Origin of the sequence: Kribbella rubisoli (assembly GCF_004217145.1) — a bacterium.
GTDB classification, from domain to species: Bacteria; Actinomycetota; Actinomycetes; order Propionibacteriales; family Kribbellaceae; genus Kribbella; species Kribbella rubisoli.
On sequence record NZ_SHKR01000014.1, the window covers coordinates 17968 to 35763 of the forward strand.

Annotated in this window: 17 protein-coding genes; 5 read left to right on the top strand and 12 right to left on the bottom strand. The window is 68.3% G+C overall.

Going from position 1 to position 17796, the window contains the following annotated elements; all coding sequences use genetic code 11:
* Positions 1–10: 10 nt before the first annotated feature.
* Complete coding sequence (locus EV645_RS25705) at positions 11–2071, bottom strand: prolyl oligopeptidase family serine peptidase (protein WP_130446587.1); 2061 nt, start codon at positions 2069–2071, stop codon at positions 11–13.
* 184 nt (positions 2072–2255) lie between these two features.
* On the opposite strand from EV645_RS25705, the gene EV645_RS25710 reads away from it, so the two are divergent.
* A complete protein-coding gene (locus tag EV645_RS25710) occupies positions 2256–2489 on the top strand; it encodes a hypothetical protein (protein ID WP_130446588.1) in 234 nt (77 codons plus the stop codon).
* A gap of 83 nt (positions 2490–2572) precedes the next feature.
* On the opposite strand, the gene EV645_RS25715 is transcribed toward EV645_RS25710, so the two are convergent.
* Positions 2573–4099 (bottom strand): alkaline phosphatase D family protein, encoded by a 1527-nt coding sequence (locus EV645_RS25715; RefSeq protein WP_130446589.1) that lies wholly within the window; start codon positions 4097–4099, stop codon positions 2573–2575.
* Positions 4100–4296: 197 nt separating this feature from the next.
* Here EV645_RS25715 and EV645_RS25720 point away from each other — a divergent pair, with 197 nt between their 5' ends.
* Positions 4297–5376, top strand: a complete 1080-nt coding sequence (locus EV645_RS25720; RefSeq protein ID WP_130446590.1) for a fatty acid desaturase family protein — start codon at positions 4297–4299, stop codon at positions 5374–5376.
* A gap of 75 nt (positions 5377–5451) precedes the next feature.
* Positions 5452–6516, top strand: a complete 1065-nt coding sequence (locus EV645_RS25725) for a fatty acid desaturase family protein (protein WP_242000654.1) — start codon at positions 5452–5454, stop codon at positions 6514–6516.
* Here EV645_RS25725 and EV645_RS25730 read toward each other — a convergent pair.
* The 3 genes from EV645_RS25730 to dapA are packed head-to-tail and all read right to left on the bottom strand — an operon-like array spanning position 6493 to position 10174.
* On the bottom strand, positions 6493–7521 hold the full coding sequence (locus tag EV645_RS25730; protein ID WP_130446591.1) for a LacI family DNA-binding transcriptional regulator: 1029 nt from the start codon (positions 7519–7521) through the stop codon (positions 6493–6495). The genes EV645_RS25725 and EV645_RS25730 overlap by 24 nt on opposite strands.
* 47 nt (positions 7522–7568) lie before the next feature.
* Positions 7569–9263: a ribonuclease J gene (locus EV645_RS25735; protein ID WP_130446592.1), complete on the bottom strand. Its 1695-nt coding sequence runs from the start codon at positions 9261–9263 to the stop codon at positions 7569–7571.
* Positions 9260–10174: a 4-hydroxy-tetrahydrodipicolinate synthase gene (dapA, locus tag EV645_RS25740; protein ID WP_130446593.1), complete on the bottom strand. Its 915-nt coding sequence runs from the start codon at positions 10172–10174 to the stop codon at positions 9260–9262. The genes EV645_RS25735 and dapA overlap by 4 nt, the downstream gene beginning before the upstream one ends.
* Before the next feature lie 227 nt (positions 10175–10401).
* Between dapA and EV645_RS25745 the strand changes: the two genes are divergently transcribed.
* Positions 10402–10902, top strand: a complete 501-nt coding sequence (locus tag EV645_RS25745; protein WP_130446594.1) for a hypothetical protein — start codon at positions 10402–10404, stop codon at positions 10900–10902.
* Here EV645_RS25745 and EV645_RS25750 read toward each other — a convergent pair.
* Positions 10893–11681, bottom strand: coding sequence for a metal-dependent hydrolase (locus EV645_RS25750; protein ID WP_242000655.1), 789 nt, complete (start codon positions 11679–11681; stop codon positions 10893–10895). The genes EV645_RS25745 and EV645_RS25750 overlap by 10 nt on opposite strands.
* A gap of 421 nt (positions 11682–12102) precedes the next feature.
* Here EV645_RS25750 and argG point away from each other — a divergent pair, with 421 nt between their 5' ends.
* Positions 12103–13536, top strand: coding sequence for an argininosuccinate synthase (gene argG, locus EV645_RS25755; RefSeq protein ID WP_130446595.1), 1434 nt, complete (start codon positions 12103–12105; stop codon positions 13534–13536).
* Between the two features lie 121 nt (positions 13537–13657).
* On the opposite strand, the gene EV645_RS25760 is transcribed toward argG, so the two are convergent.
* Genes EV645_RS25760 through paaA form a run of 6 tightly spaced genes read right to left on the bottom strand, consistent with a single transcriptional unit; the run spans position 13658 to position 17766 of the window.
* Positions 13658–14272, bottom strand: coding sequence for a hypothetical protein (locus tag EV645_RS25760; RefSeq protein ID WP_130446596.1), 615 nt, complete (start codon positions 14270–14272; stop codon positions 13658–13660).
* A 27-nt stretch (positions 14273–14299) separates the two neighbouring features.
* Positions 14300–15391: a 1,2-phenylacetyl-CoA epoxidase subunit PaaE gene (gene paaE, locus EV645_RS25765; protein WP_130446597.1), complete on the bottom strand. Its 1092-nt coding sequence runs from the start codon at positions 15389–15391 to the stop codon at positions 14300–14302.
* On the bottom strand, positions 15391–15858 hold the full coding sequence (gene paaD, locus EV645_RS25770; RefSeq protein ID WP_130446598.1) for a 1,2-phenylacetyl-CoA epoxidase subunit PaaD: 468 nt from the start codon (positions 15856–15858) through the stop codon (positions 15391–15393). Before paaD ends, paaE begins: the two co-directional genes overlap by 1 nt.
* Positions 15852–16586: a 1,2-phenylacetyl-CoA epoxidase subunit PaaC gene (paaC, locus tag EV645_RS25775; protein ID WP_130446599.1), complete on the bottom strand. Its 735-nt coding sequence runs from the start codon at positions 16584–16586 to the stop codon at positions 15852–15854. The genes paaD and paaC overlap by 7 nt, the downstream gene beginning before the upstream one ends.
* Complete coding sequence (gene paaB / locus EV645_RS25780) at positions 16583–16861, bottom strand: 1,2-phenylacetyl-CoA epoxidase subunit PaaB (RefSeq protein WP_130446600.1); 279 nt, start codon at positions 16859–16861, stop codon at positions 16583–16585. The genes paaC and paaB overlap by 4 nt, the downstream gene beginning before the upstream one ends.
* Complete coding sequence (gene paaA / locus EV645_RS25785) at positions 16858–17766, bottom strand: 1,2-phenylacetyl-CoA epoxidase subunit PaaA (protein WP_130446601.1); 909 nt, start codon at positions 17764–17766, stop codon at positions 16858–16860. Before paaA ends, paaB begins: the two co-directional genes overlap by 4 nt.
* Positions 17767–17796: the final 30 nt, after the last annotated feature.

Here is a 17796-nt window from a genome sequence, read left to right on the forward strand (position 1 = left end):
CAGCCCCCTCCTACTGCTCAGGAGGTTCGAGACCTACATGGTGAGCAGCGAACGCCAGTAGGTCCGCCCACTCAGCTGCGATCATCGCGGCAGGTTTGCCGAAGCCATGGCCGGTGTTGACCTCCACCCGAGTCAAGACGGGCTGCGGACCGGCCTGGGCATGCTGCAGCGCTGCCATGAACTTGTGGCTGTGCAACGGAACCACCCGGTCGTCGTGGTCACCTGTGACCACCAGCGTCGCCGGGTACGCCGTGCCGTCGCTGAGGCGATGCAACGGCGAGTAAGCCAACAGGTCCTCGAACTGCTCCGGATCGTCGGGCAGACCGAAGTCGGACGCCCACGCCGCGCCCACCGTGAACTTGTGGAAGCGCAGCATGTCCAGCACCCCGACACCGGGCAGTGCGACCGCGAACAGGTCCGGCCGCTGCGTCATGACCGCTCCGACGAGCAGTCCGCCGTTGCTGCGACCGTGGACGGCCAGCTGCGCCGGAGTGGTGACGCCGGTGTCGCGCAGGTGCTCAGCGACCGCGATGAAGTCGTCGAAGACGTTCTGCTTGTTCTTCAGCCGCCCCGCGTCGTGCCACTCGGTCCCGTACTCACCACCGCCGCGCAGGTTGGCGATGACGAGCACTCCCCCGGCCGCCAACCACGCAGGCCAGCCAGGACGGTAGTCGGCCTGGATCGGGATGCGGAACCCGCCGTACCCCCACATCAGGGTCGGGCGCGGAGCGGAGAAGTCGAGGTCCGACCGGGTGATCAGGAAGTACGGCACGTCGCGACCGGCAGCGATCTGGCGCGTCACGGTGACCTGTGGCGGCGTGAAGCCACCCGAGCCGCGCACCAGCTCCGGCAGCGCGCGTACGGTGCCCGAGCCGGTCGAGACGACGTACGACAGCGTGGGGTCGGTTGTCGTCGACAGGCCGATGAACAGCTCGTCGTACTCCGGTCCGGCGTGCAGATCGACCACGCCACCACCAGGTACGTCGACAACCCGCTGGCCGGAGCCGTCCAGTGCGTACAGCGTGAGCACTGGTTGCGCGTCGACGAGCGTCAGCGTGGCCAGGCCGTCCGCCGTACCGCGGACTGCTTGCAGCGTCGCCTCGCCCTCGGGGATCAGGTCGGTGAACTCACCGTCCAGCGTGGAGAGCACCACGCGGCCGCGAGAGGCGTCGCGATCGGTCCGCAGTACGAGCTTGTCGTCGGACATGCGCACGAAGGCGATCTCGTCGGCGAACGTGTCCACCACCTTCGCCGGCTCGCCCAGCCCGTCCGACGTGATCGGGTAGACCCAGAGGCGGGTCGCGGGATCGGTCCCCTCGGTGATGTGGACGACGAGATACCGGTCGTCCTCGGAGACCTCCGATGCGATAAAGATCTGGTCCTCACCCGGGAAGCTCAGCACCAGCTCGTCCTCGGACTGCGGTGTGCCGACCTTGTGCAGCGTCAGCCGCCCACCGGTCTGTGGCTGGGTCTCGGTCCCCTCGCTGCGCCCACTCATCGGGTAGTGCAGATAGAGGTACGCCGAGCTGTCCGGCAACCAGACTGCCTCGCAGAACTTGGCCTCCGACACCACGTCTTCGACCTGCTTACCGGTGGCGATGTCGAGCAGCCGGAACGTCGTCCAGTCGCTGCCGCTCTCGTTGATGCCGTACGCGAAGTACTTGCCGTCCGGGCTGACCGTGAACGTGCCGAGTGAGTCGGTGCCGTCCTCGGACAGCGTGTTCGGGTCGATCAGCACCCGGCCGCCGGACAGCAGTTCGTCGAGCGACTCGGCGACGTAGATGACGTCCTGGGCCTGCGTGCCGTCGTTGCGGCCGACGAAGTACCAGCCTGCTTTCTTGGCCGGGACACCGGCACGCGGACGCGCGAGGATCGAGGACATCGTGGCCTGGAACCAGGCGCGCTCCGGATAACCGGAGAGCTCGGCCTGGGTGAGCTCGTTCTGCCTGCGGACCCAGTCCTGGGTGTCAGGCGAGTCAGGATCTTCCAGCCACCGGTACGGGTCGGCGATGTCCCGCCCGTGCAGTGTCTCGACCACATCGTCGCGGCGGCTCTCGGGATAAGCGGTCATGGGCCAAACCTAACCTGCGTGCGGAAGGCGGTGGAGTCGGTCACACTGCGAGCGTGAGCGATGCCGTGGCCGACCAACTGCTGCGTGCGGCAGCCGTGGCCGGTGAGCGCGCGCGGCTCGACATGCCTCGGTCCGCGAGCGCTCGGCGAAGCCGACCGAACAACTCATCGCCGGCATCCGCGCCATGGTCGGCTCCCGCCGCCACAACGTCGGTGTCACGCCGCTGGAGACCCTGATCGACATCGTCGTGCACGGGCAGGTGTTCAAGCCGATGCCGTACGACGGCCGCCGCCTCGTCGCGACCGACACCGATCGGAGCGTCGGCGAAGGCGCCGAGCTCCGCGGACCGATGCTCGCGATCCTGCTCATGCTCACCGGGCGGAGCGTCGTCCTGCCGCAGTTGAGCGGGCCGAGCTGAGCGCCGTACTCGCCGGCTCCGGTGGGCGGCATCCCGCACAGGCACCGGAGCCGGACGAGTCCGACGGGCCCCACTGAATGGACTCAGTGGTGGGCCGGGGTGATGTCCTTGTTCCACAACACGTCGCCGAACAGGTTGCGGAGCGAGACCGAGAAGACCCCGGTCCGCGGGTCGATGCTGGTGTGTCCGAAGAACTGGTTCCCGCTGGCCGGCGACTGGCTCGGGAAGTCGGCCGCCTTGACGAAGACCGCCTCCGGGCCGAAGGTCGGGTCGAGCGCGTTCGGGCCGAAGGCGCCCGCGTTGATCGGACCGGCGACGATCTCCCAGAACGGGTCGAAGTCGGTGAACGTGGCGCGGGCCGGGTCGTAGTGGTGGGCCGCCGCGTAGTGCACGTCGGCGGTCAGCCAGATCGCGTTCCGCACCTTGCGCTTCTTGAACTGGCTCAGCACCCAGGCGATCTCGTGCTCGCGGCCACCGGGAGCACCCGGCAGACCGTTCGCGACAGCCTCGATCAGGTCGCCGTCCGGCACCAGCAGGCCGAGCGGCATATCGCTGGCGATCACCTTCCAGGTCGCCCGCGACGCCGCGACCTCGCGCACCAGCCAGGCGGCCTGCTCGGCGCCGAGCATCGCGACCGGGCCGACGGTCGACGGCACCGGGTTCGCACCGCGGTACGTGCGCATGTCCAGGCAGAACACGTCGAGCAGCGGACCGTAGCTCACCTTGCGGTAGATCCGGTCACGCCCGGACACGTGCTCCATCGGCAGGTACTCGAGGAACGCCTTCTTCGCCCGCGAGGCGAGCACGTCGACGCGCTTCTCGGTGTACCGGTCGTCGGTGAGGATCTCGCCCGGGTACCAATTGTTCAGCGTCTCGTGGTCGTCCCACTGCGCGACCAGCGGTACGTCGGCGTACAGCGAGCGGACGTTGGTGTCCATCAGGTTGTACTTGTACCGGCCGCGGTACTCGGCCAGAGTCTCGGCGACCTTCGAGACCTCTTCGGTCACGATGTTCTTCCAGACGGTGCCGTCGGCAACCTTCAGCTCGGCCGCGAGCGGGCCGTCGGCGTAAATGTTGTCGCCGGAGTGCAGGAAGAAGTCCGGCCGCGTCTCGTGCATCGCCTTGTATGCGATCATCCCGCCGAGCTCCGGGTTGATGCCGTACCCCTGGCCCGCGGTGTCGCCGGTGAACACGAACGAAACCGGCCGGTTGCGGCCCGGCGTGGTGAACGACCCGTCGAGCGTCTGGCCGATCCGGCCGTTCGCGTCCTCGAAGCCCAGGCGGTAGTCGTAGCGCTGACCGGGCCGCAGACCGCGCAGCGGCATCCGGGCGGTGAAGTCGTCGTCGGCCGAGGTCTTCGGGCCGCGCAGGTGGATCGCCCGGTCGAAACGGCCGTGGCTCGTCAGCTGTACGACGAGCCGCCCGGGCCGGTCGGTCTTCGACCAGACGACGGCCGAGGACGGCGTCACGTCGGCGCTCGCGATCCCCGACGGCAGCGCCGGCCGGTCGCGACGGACAAGGTTCGGGCCCGCGGCGGCCACCCCGGGTACGGCGAGGGTGGCACCGGCAACGGTGGATGCGGCCAAGAGTTGGCGGCGACTCAGCTTCATGCCCCGAAGGTGCTCCCCGCTGATGACCGCCAGGTGAAAGCGGGGCGAACTGGGCGTCAACTCGCCCGGGGAGCCTGACACCAACTTGTGTGCGGCTAATCGACGTGGTTCCGTTGGGGCCACAGCACCATCTCGTGACGCTGCCCTGGACCTGGTAGCGCATCGACCGATGCACTATTTGGAACCGGGGTTTTCTCATGTCGCAGCTGCTTGCCGAAGATCATGACCCGTTACGGGCTCAACACAGACATACGAACCTGTACACCGACCTGCTCCGCACCGTTCGTGAGCTCGGACTGCTCAAGCGGCGTCGCGGGTACTACTTCATCCGGATCGGGCTCGTTCTGGCGGCGTTCGCCGGGGTCTGGGTCGGCTTCGGCCTGATCGGCAACTCGTGGCTGCAGCTGCTGATGGCGGGTGCGCTGGCGCTCGTGCTCACCCAGGTCGCGTTCCTCAGCCATGACAGCGCGCACCGGCAGATCTTCGACTCCGCCCGCTGGAACGACTGGACCGCGCGGCTGCTGGCCGGCGGGCTGGTCGGGATCAGCGCGAGCTGGTGGCGGTCGAAGCACAGCCGGCACCACCAGGCGCCGAACCAGCTGACGAAGGACCCGGACATCGCCATCGGCGTCATCGCCTTCACCCCGGAGCACGCTGGCCGGCGTACCGGCTTCCAGGCCTGGCTGACCCGTCGCCAGGGCTGGTTGTTCTTCCCGTTGCTCACCCTCGAAGGCCTCAGCCTGTACGTCGCGAGCGTGCAGCACCTCTTCCGCCGCTCGGCAACCAAGGTCGAACGGATCGAGGCCGCGATCGTGGTCAGCCGCCTGGCCGGCTACCTGACGGTGCTGTTCCTGCTGCTGCCGATCGGCAAGGCGGGGGCGTTCCTCGGGCTGCAGCTCGCCGTCTTCGGCGTCTGCCTCGGCGGCTCCTTCGCGCCGAACCACAAGGGCATGCCGCTCGTCCCGGCCAGCATGAAACTGGACTTCCTGCGCCGTCAGGTGCTGATGTCGCGCAACATCCGCGGCGGAGTGTTCACCGACTTCGCAATGGGTAGCCTCAACTACCAGATCGAGCATCACCTGTTCCCGAACATGCCGAGCCCGACGTTGCGACGGGTCCAGCCGATCGTCCGCGAGTACTGCGAGCTGCACGGAGTGAACTACACCGAGGTCAGCCTGCTGTCGTCGTACCGGATCGTCGTCGGCTACCTGAACAACGTAGGACTGCGGGCCCGTGATCCGTTCGAGTGCCCACTCGTTGCGACCTACCGGGGGTAGCACTTTGCCAAGCCGACCTCGCCGGGCCACCTGGCCGCACGCCCGGCGTCATTCCACGACCTCACCCTGGCCAGCGTGAGCGCCCAACAGCAGTACGCGAGCATGTACACGGATCTCCTCCGGACCGTCCGTGAGCTCGGTCTGTTCCGACGCCGTCAGGGCTACTACTTCACCCGCATCGGCATCGTCGGCGGCGCCCTGGCCGGCGTCGTGGCCGGCATGATCCTGCTCGGCAACACCTGGCACCAGCTCTGGCTCGCGGGCGCATTGGCGCTCGTCCTGGTGCAGGTCGCCTTCCTCAGCCACGACAGCGCGCATCGCCAGATCTTCCACTCGAACGCGCGCAACGACTGGACCGCACGCATCCTGGCCGGCTGCATCCTCGGCATGAGTGCGAGCTGGTGGCGCAGCAAGCACAACAAGCATCACGCCGCGCCGAACCAGGCCGACCGTGATCCCGACGTCCAGCTCAAGGTGCTCGCCTTCACCCCGGAGGCGGTCGTCGAGCGCGGACCGATCGGCCGGTGGCTCGCCGCTCGGCAAGGCTGGTTCTTCTTCCCGCTCCTCACCCTCGAAGGCGTCGGCCTGCACGCGTCGAGCCTGCGGCATCTGCTGCGTAAGGACGCGAGCCGGGCGGATCGCATCGACGCGATCGTGATCGCCTCACGCATCACGGCCTACGTCGCTGCGCTCTACCTCCTGCTGCCTCCGGGGAAGGCCACGGCGTTCCTCGCGTTGCAGCTCGCGGTCTTCGGGGTCCTCCTCGGCGCCGCGTTCGCCCCGAACCACAAGGGCATGCCGATCGTCCCGGCCGGGTCGAAGCTCGACTTCCTCCGCCGGCAGGTGCTGATGTCGCGCAACATCCGCGGCGGCATCTTCACCGACTTCGCGATGGGCGGGCTCAACTACCAGATCGAGCACCACCTGTTCCCGAGCATGCCGCGGCCGACGCTCCGGCGCGTCCAGCCGATCGTCCGCGAGTACTGCGAACTCCAAGGGATCGCGTACTCCGAGGTCGGCCTGTTCGCGTCGTACCGGATCGTCGTCGACTACCTCAACAACGTGGGCCTGCGGGCTCGCGATCCGTTCGACTGCCCGTTGGCGGCGCAGCTCCGCTCAAGCGGGCGGAATCTCGCCTGAGCCCCGGATCGTCAGCTTCACCGGCACCCGGACCGTGCGTCCGGGCCGGTGCGGCTCCGGGAGGCGCTCGGTCATCAGCTGGATCGCGGTCCGCGCCATCACGTCGGCGGACTGCGCGACCGCGGTCAGACCCGGGCTGAGCAGGTCCCCCAGCGCGAGGTCGTCGAACGACACCAGCGCGACCCGATCGCGGCGGCCGGCCAGACCACGCAGTACCTCGGCCGTCGTCATGTTGTTTGCCGACAGCAACGCAGTCGCCGGCTCGGCCCGATCGAGTACTGCGGACAGCGTGATGCCGATGCCCTCGGTCGTCGGCTCGGACAGGTGGACCAGGTCCTCGTCCACGTCGATGCGGTGCCGGGCCATCGCCGCCCGGTACGCGACCACGCGTTCCCGTGCGGTGAAGATGCGCTCGTCGTCGCCGAGGTACGCGATCCGGCGGTGACCCTGCCGGACCAGGTGGTCGATCGCCTGGTCGATCCCGCCGGCGTTGTCCGCGAGTACGGCGTCGGCCTCGATGCCGTGCGCGGGACGGTCGATCGTGACGACCGCCATCCCGGCGTCCACATGCGGCGCGAGGTACTCCTGGGTCTCACCGATCGGCGCCATGATCAGCGCATCCGGCCGGCGGGCGACGAACTCGAGGCAGACGTCCCGCTCCCGCTCCGGGTCCTCGTCGGTCAGCCCGATCATCACCACCGAGCCGGACGAGCGCGCCCACAGCTCGACCGCGCGGCCGAGCGAGGCGAAGAACGGGTCGCCGATGTCGCGGATGACGACCGCGATCGTCCCGGTCTTGCCGCGGCGCAGCATCCGGGCGGACTCGTTCGGTGTGTAGTTCAGGTCCTTGATCGCGGCCTGGACCTTGGCGGTCAGCTCGGGGCTGACGTTCGGTTCTTCGTTCACCACCCGGGAGACGGTCTTCAACGCGACCCCCGCCCGGGCGGCGACCTCCTTCATCGTGGGCCGGCGCTGACCCGTCCCGTTCACCCCGCTGACACTCATCGCCGGCCCACCCTTTCCTTAGCTCGCGCCGAGGCTACACCGAGTAGTCAGCTTTCGACCACGACAGGAATGATCATCGGACGGCGGCGGTGGGTGTCGCTGACCCATTTGCCGACCACCCGGCGGATCACCTGCTGGAGCTGGTACATGTCGTCGACACCGCTGCCGATGGCCTTCTCGATCTCGGCCTCGATCTTCGGCTTCAGGTCGTCGAAGACGGTGTCGTCCTCGGCGAACCCGCGGGCCTGGATCTCCGGACCGGCGGTCAGCTTGCCGGTGACCGAGTCCATCACCGCGATGACCGAGATGAACCCCTCGTCACCGAGGATCCGGCGGTCCTTGAGCGAGGTCTCGGTGATGTCGCCGACGGTCGAGCCGTCCACGAACACGTACCCGCAGTCCACCTTGCCCGCCACGACGGCCTTGCGGTCGATCAGGTCGACCACCACGCCGTCCTCGACGACGACCACGTTCTCCCGCGGTACGCCGGTCTGCACCGCCAGGTCGGCGTTCGCGTGCAGGTGCCGGACCTCGCCGTGCACGGGCATCACGTTGCGCGGCTTGACGATGTTGTAGCAGTACAGGAGCTCGCCGGCGCTGGCGTGACCCGACACGTGCACGAGCGCGTTGCCCTTGTGGATCACGTTCGCACCGTGCCGGATCAGGCCGTTGATCACCCGGTACACCGAGTTCTCGTTGCCCGGGATCAGCGAGGACGCGAGTACGACGGTGTCGCCGGGCTGCAGCTGTACGACGTTGTGGTCGTTGGCCGCGATCCGGGACAGCGCCGACATCGGCTCGCCCTGCGATCCGGTCGACACCAGCACGACCCGCTCCGGCGGGTAGTCGTCGAGCTCGCGCATGTCGATGAGCGTGTCGCCGGGGACGGTCAGGAAGCCGAGATCGCGGGCCACGCCCATGTTGCGGACCATCGAGCGTCCGACGTACGCGACCTTGCGGTTGTGCTTCACGGCCGCGTCCATCACCTGCTGCACGCGGTGCACGTGCGAGGCGAAGCAGGCGACGATGATCCGCTGGTTCCTCGCGTTGGTGAAGACCCGGTCCAGCACCGGCGCGATGTCGCGCTCGTGGGTGGTGAAGCCGGGCACCTCGGAGTTCGTGGAGTCGACCATGAACAGGTCGACACCCTCCTCGCCGAGCCGCGCGAACGCACGCAGGTCGGTGATCCGGTTGTCCAGCGGCAACTGGTCCATCTTGAAGTCGCCGGTGTGCAGTACGACGCCGGCCGGGGTCTTGATCGCGACCGCGAGCGCGTCCGGGATCGAGTGGTTGACCGCGACGAACTCACAGATGAACGGGCCGATCTGAAGGGTCTCCCCCTCGGCCACGATCTGCTGCGGCACGTTGCGGTGCCGGTGCTCCTTCAGCTTGCCCTCGAGCAGCGCGAGCGTGAGCTGCGATCCCACCACCGGGATGTCGCCCCGCTCACGCAGCAGGTAGGGCAACCCGCCGATGTGGTCCTCGTGGCCGTGTGTCAGAACGACCGCGACGACGTCGTTCAACCGGTCCCGGATCGGCTCGAAGTCCGGCAGGATCAGGTCCACGCCGGGCTGGTTCTCGTCCGGGAACAGTACGCCGCAGTCGACGATCAGCAGCTTGCCGTCGAACTCGAACACGGTCATGTTCCGGCCGACCTCGCCGAGGCCGCCGAGCGGGATCACCCGCAAAGCGCCCGGAGTCAGTGGTCCGGGCGCGTCGAGATCTGGATGGGGATGGCTCATGCAATCAGTCCTGCCGTCTTGAGGTCGGTGGTGAGCCAGTCCACTTGCTCGGCGGTCGCCTCAACCAGCGGCAACCTGAGTGTCGCGTGCTCGATGACGCCGGCCAGCTTGAGTGCGGCCTTCACCATGATGGCGCCCTGGGTCTTGGTCATGATCGTCTCGACGGCGGGCACCAGCCGTCGATCAATTTCCTGTGCGGTGGCGAGGTCGCCGGCCACCACGGCGTCGATCAGCTGCCGGTACTCGCGGCTCGCGACGTGGGCCACCACGCTCGCGATACCGACCGCGCCGATCGCCAGCGAAGCGAGATTGAGCTCGTCGGCACCGCAGTAGTAGAACAGATCGGTGTTCGCAAGCACCTTGGTGGTCCCGGCGATGTCGCCCTTGGCGTCCTTCACCGCGACGATCCGCGGGTGCTCGGCGAGCGCGATCAGCGTCTCGCTCTTGATCTCCACCCCGGCCCGGCCGGGGATGTCGTACAGCATGTTCGGCAGGCCGGTGGCGTCGGCGACGGCGGTGAAGTGCGCGCGTAGGCCGTCCTGCGGAGGCTTGTTGTAGTACGGCGTGACGACGAGCAGTCCGTCGGCGCCGGCGGCCTCGGCCTGCTTGGCGCACTCGATGGTGTGCGCGGTGTCGTTGGTGCCGACACCGGCGACGATCTTGGCGCTGCCATCGAGGGCCTCGCGGACAGCCTCGATCAGCTGGACCTTCTCCTGGTCGGAGGTGGTCGGCGCCTCGCCGGTGGTCCCGTTCAGCACCAGGGCGTCGTTTCCGCCGTCCACCAGGTACTTCGCGACCTTCTGGGCAGCGTCGAGATCGAGGGACCCGTCGGGCCGGAACGGCGTGATCATCGCGGTCGTCAGACGGCCGAACGGCAGCGTCGACGAGGGCGTGGATTCTGGCGAGGACATGGCCCTCAGATTACCGCTCCCAAGCCCTGGAGAAATGGGTAGGCCTGGTGGCTGTCCGCTCGGGGGTCCGGGCAGCCACCAGGCTCACTCGTCCTATCGGGCCCGGCCCAGTAGTCGTTACAGCTTCTTTGAAAAAAGTCCGGAAAAACTTCTGCAAATACTCTGAGTGATCGAACGAGCGCATTCCGTCCAACTGTTGTGACTTCCGATGCATTATTCTCACCGGCGTGTCGACACCCATCCCCGCCGCCCGGCAGAGCCTCGTTATGGTCTGCGCCACAATGGCATCCGCGATGCCGGTGATCACCCTTGTGTTGTGGTTCGTTCTCGCGGCCGACGGGATCGGCGACTTTCCGGCGAGCTGGGCGCCGCTCGTGGTGCTTGCGGTAGCCGTTGGCGCCTATTCGGTCTGCGAACTGGTCGGCTTTCGCACTCCCCCGCTCGATGGGTCGGTGGCTCGCTCGGCGGCTGAGATCGAGGCGGATTCGTGGCGCCGGTTCACGACGTCCACCTTCACGCGCTTCGCGGTGTGCGAGGCGGTGTTCCTGGTGTCGGTCGCGTTGGCGTTCGTGGTGGAGAGTTTCTGGGTCGTGCTGATCGGCCTTGCACTCGCGTTGCCGCTGTTCTTGCTGGAGGCATGGCCGGGCGTGCGGAACCAGCGCCGGTTCGCGGCCGCGCTCGAGTCGCGCGGCGTGCCGTCGTACCTCGGCGGTCGGCTTCAGGACTGACCGGCGATCCAGATCTGCGTTGCGTCGAAGACATGCCTGACCGCTTGGAAGGCTCCGGGGAGAAGGAGTACGCCGGCGATCAGCAGGATCGGGACGATGACGCCGTGCTCGACCCAGCTGCCGGTACGGAAGCGGAGAGGACGCGGAAGGCGGAGTTCGTACCAGGTCTCGCCGCGGATCGGCAGCGGCCAGAGCCACGGGCAACCGGAGCGGGTCAGGCTGTCACCCAGGCAGTGGACGAACATGCCGACGGCTACCGCGACACCGATCCAGCTACCGATCTGGGTCAGGCCGGCTTGTATCGCGTCAGCCGCCGCCGTGCCGGCGCCGACGACGGACCAGCCGGCCGCGGCGAGGACCGCGAGGACGATCCAGTCCCCCAGCGCGTCCGCGGCCAGCACGAGGCCGGTCACCGCAACGGCGAGCACCGCCCACTTGCCGCGGTCACCGAGGTTGGCGGCAAGGAAGCCCAGTAATACGGCCGCGGCGAGCGTGTGGGTCGCGTGGCGGTGCTTGCCGGTGCTCTCCTCGTCGCGCGGACCTTTGGTCAGGTTGTAGAGCACGCCGGAGAACGCCCGCACCGCTCCCGAGACCAACCGAGTCACCGGTCCCAGCAAGCGCGAGGCGCTGGCGCCCGGGTGATCGAGATCCGGCAGCAACGCATACCCAGCGGTGGCGGCCGCGAACGGCACCACCTCCGCCACCGACGTCAACCCGACGAGCGGCGCCACCGCCAACCCGGCGCACCACCCCGACAACGCATGCGACCGCCCCATCATCCGAAGCCTCACTCCCCTCACAGCCGGCCCTCATTCTCCCCCCTACATCCCACCAGCCCCATCAGCCACGCTGACCCCACCGACACCGACCACACCTCGCCGGGACGGCCGCCCCGGCGTACGTCTGAGGGGTCAACCCCGCAGCTGGTCGGTTGCGCCCCGAGATTCTGAAGGGCCAACCCGCCATCTCGGGGGTTGACCCCTCAGTTGGCCGGCTGGTGCGGAGGCGGCGCGCGAGCCTGCGCGGGGCTGGTCTGGGTGGGCTGGTCTGGGTGGGCTGGTCTGGGTGGGCTGGTCTGGGTGGGCTGGTCTGGGTGGGCTGGTCTGGGTGGGCTGGTCTGGGTGGGCTGGTGTGGGTGGGCTGGTGTGGGCCGGTGGTGACGGTTTTGCATAATCATGCAGAGGGGTGCATACTTTTCCTGTGTCCAAGGTGCTTACTTCTTTGCCGGTTGGTGAGCGGGTCGGGATTGCCTTTTCTGGGGGTCTCGACACGTCGGTCGCGGTTGCGTGGATGCGGGACAAGGGTGCGATCCCGTGCACGTACACCGCCGATCTCGGGCAGGCCGACGAGCCTGACATCGAGTCGGTGCCGGGGCGTGCGACGGCGTACGGCGCGGAGATCACCCGGCTGGTCGACTGCCGGACGGCGATGGTCGAGGAAGGGCTCGCGGCGCTGGCCTGCGGCGCGTTCCACATCCGGTCGGGCGGGCGGACGTACTTCAACACCACCCCGATCGGGCGTGCCGTGACCGGCACGCTGCTGGTCCGGGCGATGCTCGACGACGACGTGCAGATCTGGGGCGACGGGTCGACGTTCAAGGGCAACGACATCGAGCGCTTCTACCGGTACGGCCTGCTGGCGAACCCGCAGCTGCGGATCTACAAGCCGTGGCTGGATGCGCAGTTCGTGCACGAGCTCGGCGGGCGGAAAGAGATGTCCGAGTGGCTGGTCACCCACGACCTGCCGTACCGCGACAGCACCGAGAAGGCGTACTCGACCGACGCGAACATCTGGGGTGCGACGCACGAGGCGAAGACGCTCGAGCACCTCGACACCGGGCTCGAGACCGTCGACCCGATCATGGGTGTGAAGCACTGGGACCCGTCGGTCGTGATCGAGACCGAGGACGTGACGATCGGCTTCGAGCAGGGCCGGCCGGTGACGATCAACGGCAAGGAGTTCGGCTCCGCGGTCGACCTGGTGCTCGAGGCGAACGCGATCGGCGGCCGGCACGGGCTGGGCATGTCCGACCAGATCGAGAACCGCGTCATCGAGGCCAAGAGCCGGGGCATCTACGAGGCGCCGGGGATGGCGCTGCTGCACTCGGCGTACGAGCGGCTGGTGAACGCGATCCACAACGAGGACACCCTCGCCAGCTACCACACCGAGGGCCGCAAGCTCGGCCGGCTGATGTACGAAGGTCGTTGGCTGGACCCACAATCGCTGATGATCCGGGAGTCGCTGCAGCGCTGGGTCGGTACGGCGGTCACCGGGTCGGTGACGTTGCGGCTGCGGCGGGGTGAGGACTATTCGATCCTCGACACCACCGGCCCGGCGCTCAGCTACCACCCGGACAAGCTGTCGATGGAGCGGATCGAGGACTCGGCGTTCGGCCCGGTCGACCGGATCGGTCAGCTGACGATGCGGAACCTGGACATCGCCGACTCCCGCTCGAAGCTGGAGCAGTACGCCGGCCTCGGCATGTTCGGCAGCTCCAACCCCGCGCTCGCCTCCTCCACCGACCTCATCGGCGAGCTCCCCACGGGCGGCGCCGAGGCGATCGCCTCCCGCGGCGAGGCCACCGAAGAGGACGAGCTCCTCGACCGCGCCGCAATGGAGTCCGGCACCGACTGACCACCTGAACGTGCCGAACGACCCCGACCGCCGAGTCGTGGTGAACGGCTCGGCCCTCGATCTTCGAGTCGTGGATTGTGGTTGCGCTGGGCGACCACAATCCACGACTCGGCGGCGGTGGTCAGTCGCGTGCAGTTCCTTGGACTTGGGGGCGGGTCGCGCGTGCGGCCAACGGCTGGGCGGGAGCGGGGGCGGTGGACTCGTTGGCGGACTGAGCAGCGGGGCGGGTGGTCGGGGAGACGACGCCGGCGCCGGCACGGCGCTGGACGTCCGCCAGCTCCTGGAAGTGCGCTCGCGTGATCGCGCCACTCATGACCAGGCGTGCCTCGTCCCCCGCCTCGTGAGCCACGGCCTCGTACTCGCCGCGCAGGACGCGGTCAGCCGCCCGGCCGGCCAATCGACCGAGCCGGCTGTCGCCGGCTTCGACCGTCAGGCGAGCGTCGACCTGGGTGGCGATGGCCAGCGCCGCCCGTCCCGCGGTCGCCGTCCGATCGTCGGCCGGCACGCGGTCGAAGTGACGGCTGGAATTCATGGTCGCCTCGACTACCCTCTGCAGGCGCTCCCCCGGCCCGGCGGCCGCCAACTGGCCGGAGAGCTCCGCCGCGGGCAGGCCGGACGGTCCCAGGTCGTGCACGATCGCGTCGAGGAGCGCGGGACGCAGCGAGCCCTCGACCGTCGCGATGAACTGGCGTTCCTGCGTGCTGATCGGCTGGGGCGCCCGGACGGGTTCGGTCATGCGACCGGAGTGAATCAGGTCGCAGGGTCAGGCGTCGTAGTCGAGGGTGACGGTTGGCGTGGTCGGGTGGGACTGGCAGGTGAGGACGTAGCCGGCGCGGAGCTCGTCGGGTTCCAGGGCCCAGTTGGTGTCCATGGTGACGGAGCCTTCGAGGAGCTTCGCGCGGCAGGTGCCGCAGACGCCGCCCTTGCAGGCGAAGGGTGCGTCGGAGCGTACGGCGAGGGTCGCGTCGAGCACCGCCTTGGAGTGTTCGCCCAGCGGGAACGTCGAGCGGCGGCCGTCGAGGATGATCGTGACCTGCGCGGCGTCCTCGTCCGTGGCCGTTTCCTCGACCGGTGCCTTCGGGGCTTCGTCGCCGACGTGGAAGAGCTCGGCGTGGACGTGTTCGCGCGGCACGCCCTCGCCCAGCAAGAGTTCCTGCGCGCCGACGACCATCGCGTACGGCCCGCAGAGGAACCACTCGTCGACCGAGTCCAGCGGCAGGATCGTCGCGAACATGCGCTTCAGCCGGTCCGCGTCGATCCGTCCGCTGAACAGCTCGACCTCGGTCGTCTCGCGGGACAGCACATGGACGAGGTGCAGGCGTTCGGCGTACCGGTCCTTCAGGTCGGCCAGCTCGTCGGCGAACATGACCGAGCCCGCGGTGCGGTTGCCGTAGAGCAACGTGACGCGACTGGTCGGCTCGACCGCGAGAATCGTGGCGACGAGCGAGAGCACCGGCGTGATGCCACTGCCCGCGGCGACGAACGCGTAATGCTTCGTCTGCGAGGGATCGAGGGTTGTGCCGAATCGGCCGAGCGGCGTCATCACCTCGAGTTCGTCGCCGACCTTCAGTTCCTGTGCGGCGTACGCCGAGAACTCGCCGCCAGGGATCCGCTTGACGCCGATCCGCAGTACGCCGGAATCGGCCGGCGAGCAGATCGAGTAGCTCCGGCGGATCTCCTCGCCGAGGCGGCGGATCGTCAGGTGCTGGCCCGCGGTGAACTCGTACTCCCCCGCCAGCTCGGGCGGTACGGCGAAGGTGATCGCGACCGAGTCGTCGGTGATCGCGTCGATCGCGGCAACCTTCAGCGGGTGGAAGGTCGCGCGGCGGCGGGGGGCGACGGTCGTCGTCGTCATCAGATCGCCTTGAAGTGGTCGAAGGGTTCGCGGCAGGTATTGCAGCGCCAGAGTGCTTTGCAGGAGGTGGAGCCGAAATGGCTGAGCTCTGTCGTGTCCGGGGAACCGCACAAGGGGCAGCGAACGCTCAATCGCAGCATCACCGGTCCAGCTCCAGATGGCGGCGCGATGCCGTAGTCGACGAGTTTCGCCTTGCCTGACTCGCTCATCCAGTCGGTGGTCCAGGCCGGCGAGAGGACTGTCTCCACTCGACCATCCACGTCCAACGACCGCAGCGTCAGCTCTACCTCGTGCCGGATCAGGTCCATCGCCGGGCAGCCGGAGTACGTCGGGGTGATCGTCACGACGACCTCATCACCTTCGTGGCGGACGCCGCGGAGTACGCCGAGGTCGGCGATCGTCAGGACCGGAACCTCGGGGTCTGCTACCTCGCCGACGGCCTCGAGGATGGCTGCGTCGGTCACCATGTCGCACCCGGGTGGGATCGCGCGACGTGCTGCAGCTCGGCCAGCAGGTAGCCCATGTGCTCGGTGTGACGTCCGAGCCGACCGCCCGTGTGCTGGTACGAGGACGAAGGCCGCTCGCAAGTGGACTCGTCGATCACGCCCAGCACTCGGTCGGTCCAGGCGGCCGACAGCGTTGAGGGATCCACGGCGGCCGGAAGGCGCTGCACCAACGAATCAGACTCGAACAGCTCGGCCGTGTAGGGCCACAGTGCGTCCAGACCGGCCTGCATGCGGCGGTGGCTCTCCTCGGTCCCGTCGCCCAGACGGAGCACCCACTGCGTCGCATGGTCGACGTGGTACGCGACCTCCTTGACCGCCTTCCCCGCCACGCCGGCCAGCGTCTCGTCAGCGCTCGACCGCAGCTCGTCGTACAGCAGGTGCTGGTACGTCGCGAAGTACAGCAACCGCGCCATCGCGAACGCGAAGTCGCCGTTGGGCAGCTCGCACAGCTGCACGTTCAGGAAGTCGCGCTCGTCGCGGAAGTACGCCAAATCGTCCTCGGTCCGCCCGTCGAACGACCCGGCGTACTGCAACAGCGATCGCGCCTGCCCCAGCTGGTCGAGTCCGATGTTGCCGAGGGCAACGTCTTCCTCGAGCTGCGGGGCGGCCGCGATCCACTCGGCGGTGCGCTGCGCGGAGATCAGCGCATCGTCACCGAGCCGGAGTGTGTAGGCGAACAGATCGTTCACAGGTGCTCGACACCTTCCGGGACCTCGTAGAAGGTCGGGTGCCGGTACACCTTGTCGCCGGCCGGGTCGAAGAACTCGTCCTTCTCGTCCGGTGACGATGCGGTGATGTCAGCGGCGCGCACCACCCAGATCGACACGCCCTCCTGCCGGCGCGTGTAGACGTCGCGCGCGTTCCGCAACGCCATCGTCGCGTCCGGCGCGTGCAAGCTGCCGACGTGTGTGTGCGACAACCCACGGCGCGAACGGACGAAGACCTCCCACAGTGGCTCGATCATGCGGCGCGAGCCTCCTTCTTCGCGGCGTAAGCAGCTGCGGCCTCGCGGACCCACGCGCCGTCCTCATGCGCCTTCACGCGATGCGACAGCCGCTGCTGGTTGCACGGGCCGTTGCCCTTCACCACGTCGTACAGCTCGGTGTAGTCAGGCTCGGTGAATCGGTAGCGCCCGTCCTGGTGCACCAGTCCGTCATCAGGAACCCGCAGCCCGAGTACGTCGGCCTGCGGAACGGTCATGTCGACGAAGCGCTGCCGCAGCTCGTCGTTGCTGTGCCGCTTGATCCCCCACGCCATCGACTGCTCGGAGTGCGTCGACGCGGTGTCCGGCGGACCGAACATCATCAGCGACGGCCACCACCAGCGGTTGAGCGCGTCCTGGGCCATGGCCTTCTGCCCGGGAGTCCCGTTGCACAGCGTGTAGAGGATCTCGAACCCCTGCCGCTGGTGGAACGACTCCTCCTTGCACACCCGCACCATGGCCCGCGCGTACGGACCGTAGGAGCAGCGGCAGAGCGGGACCTGGTTGACGATCGCGGCGCCGTCGACCAGCCAGCCGATCGCACCGATGTCGGCCCAGGTCAGCGTCGGGTAGTTGAAGATGCTGGAGTACTTCTGCCGGCCGCTGTGCAGCATGTCGAGCAGGTCCGCACGGTCCACCCCGAGCGTCTCGGCGGCGGCGTACAGATAGAGACCGTGGCCGGCCTCGTCCTGCACCTTGGCCATCAGGATCGCCTTGCGGCGCAAGGACGGCGCGCGACTGATCCAGTTGCCCTCGGGCTGCATGCCGATGATCTCGGAGTGCGCGTGCTGCGCGATCTGCCGGATCAGGGTCTTGCGATACCCGTCCGGCATCGCGTCCCGCGGCTCGATCCGGCCGTCGGCGTCGATGGTCGCCTGGAAGTCCATACCCGCAGCATATGTGACACTTTTCGTCCA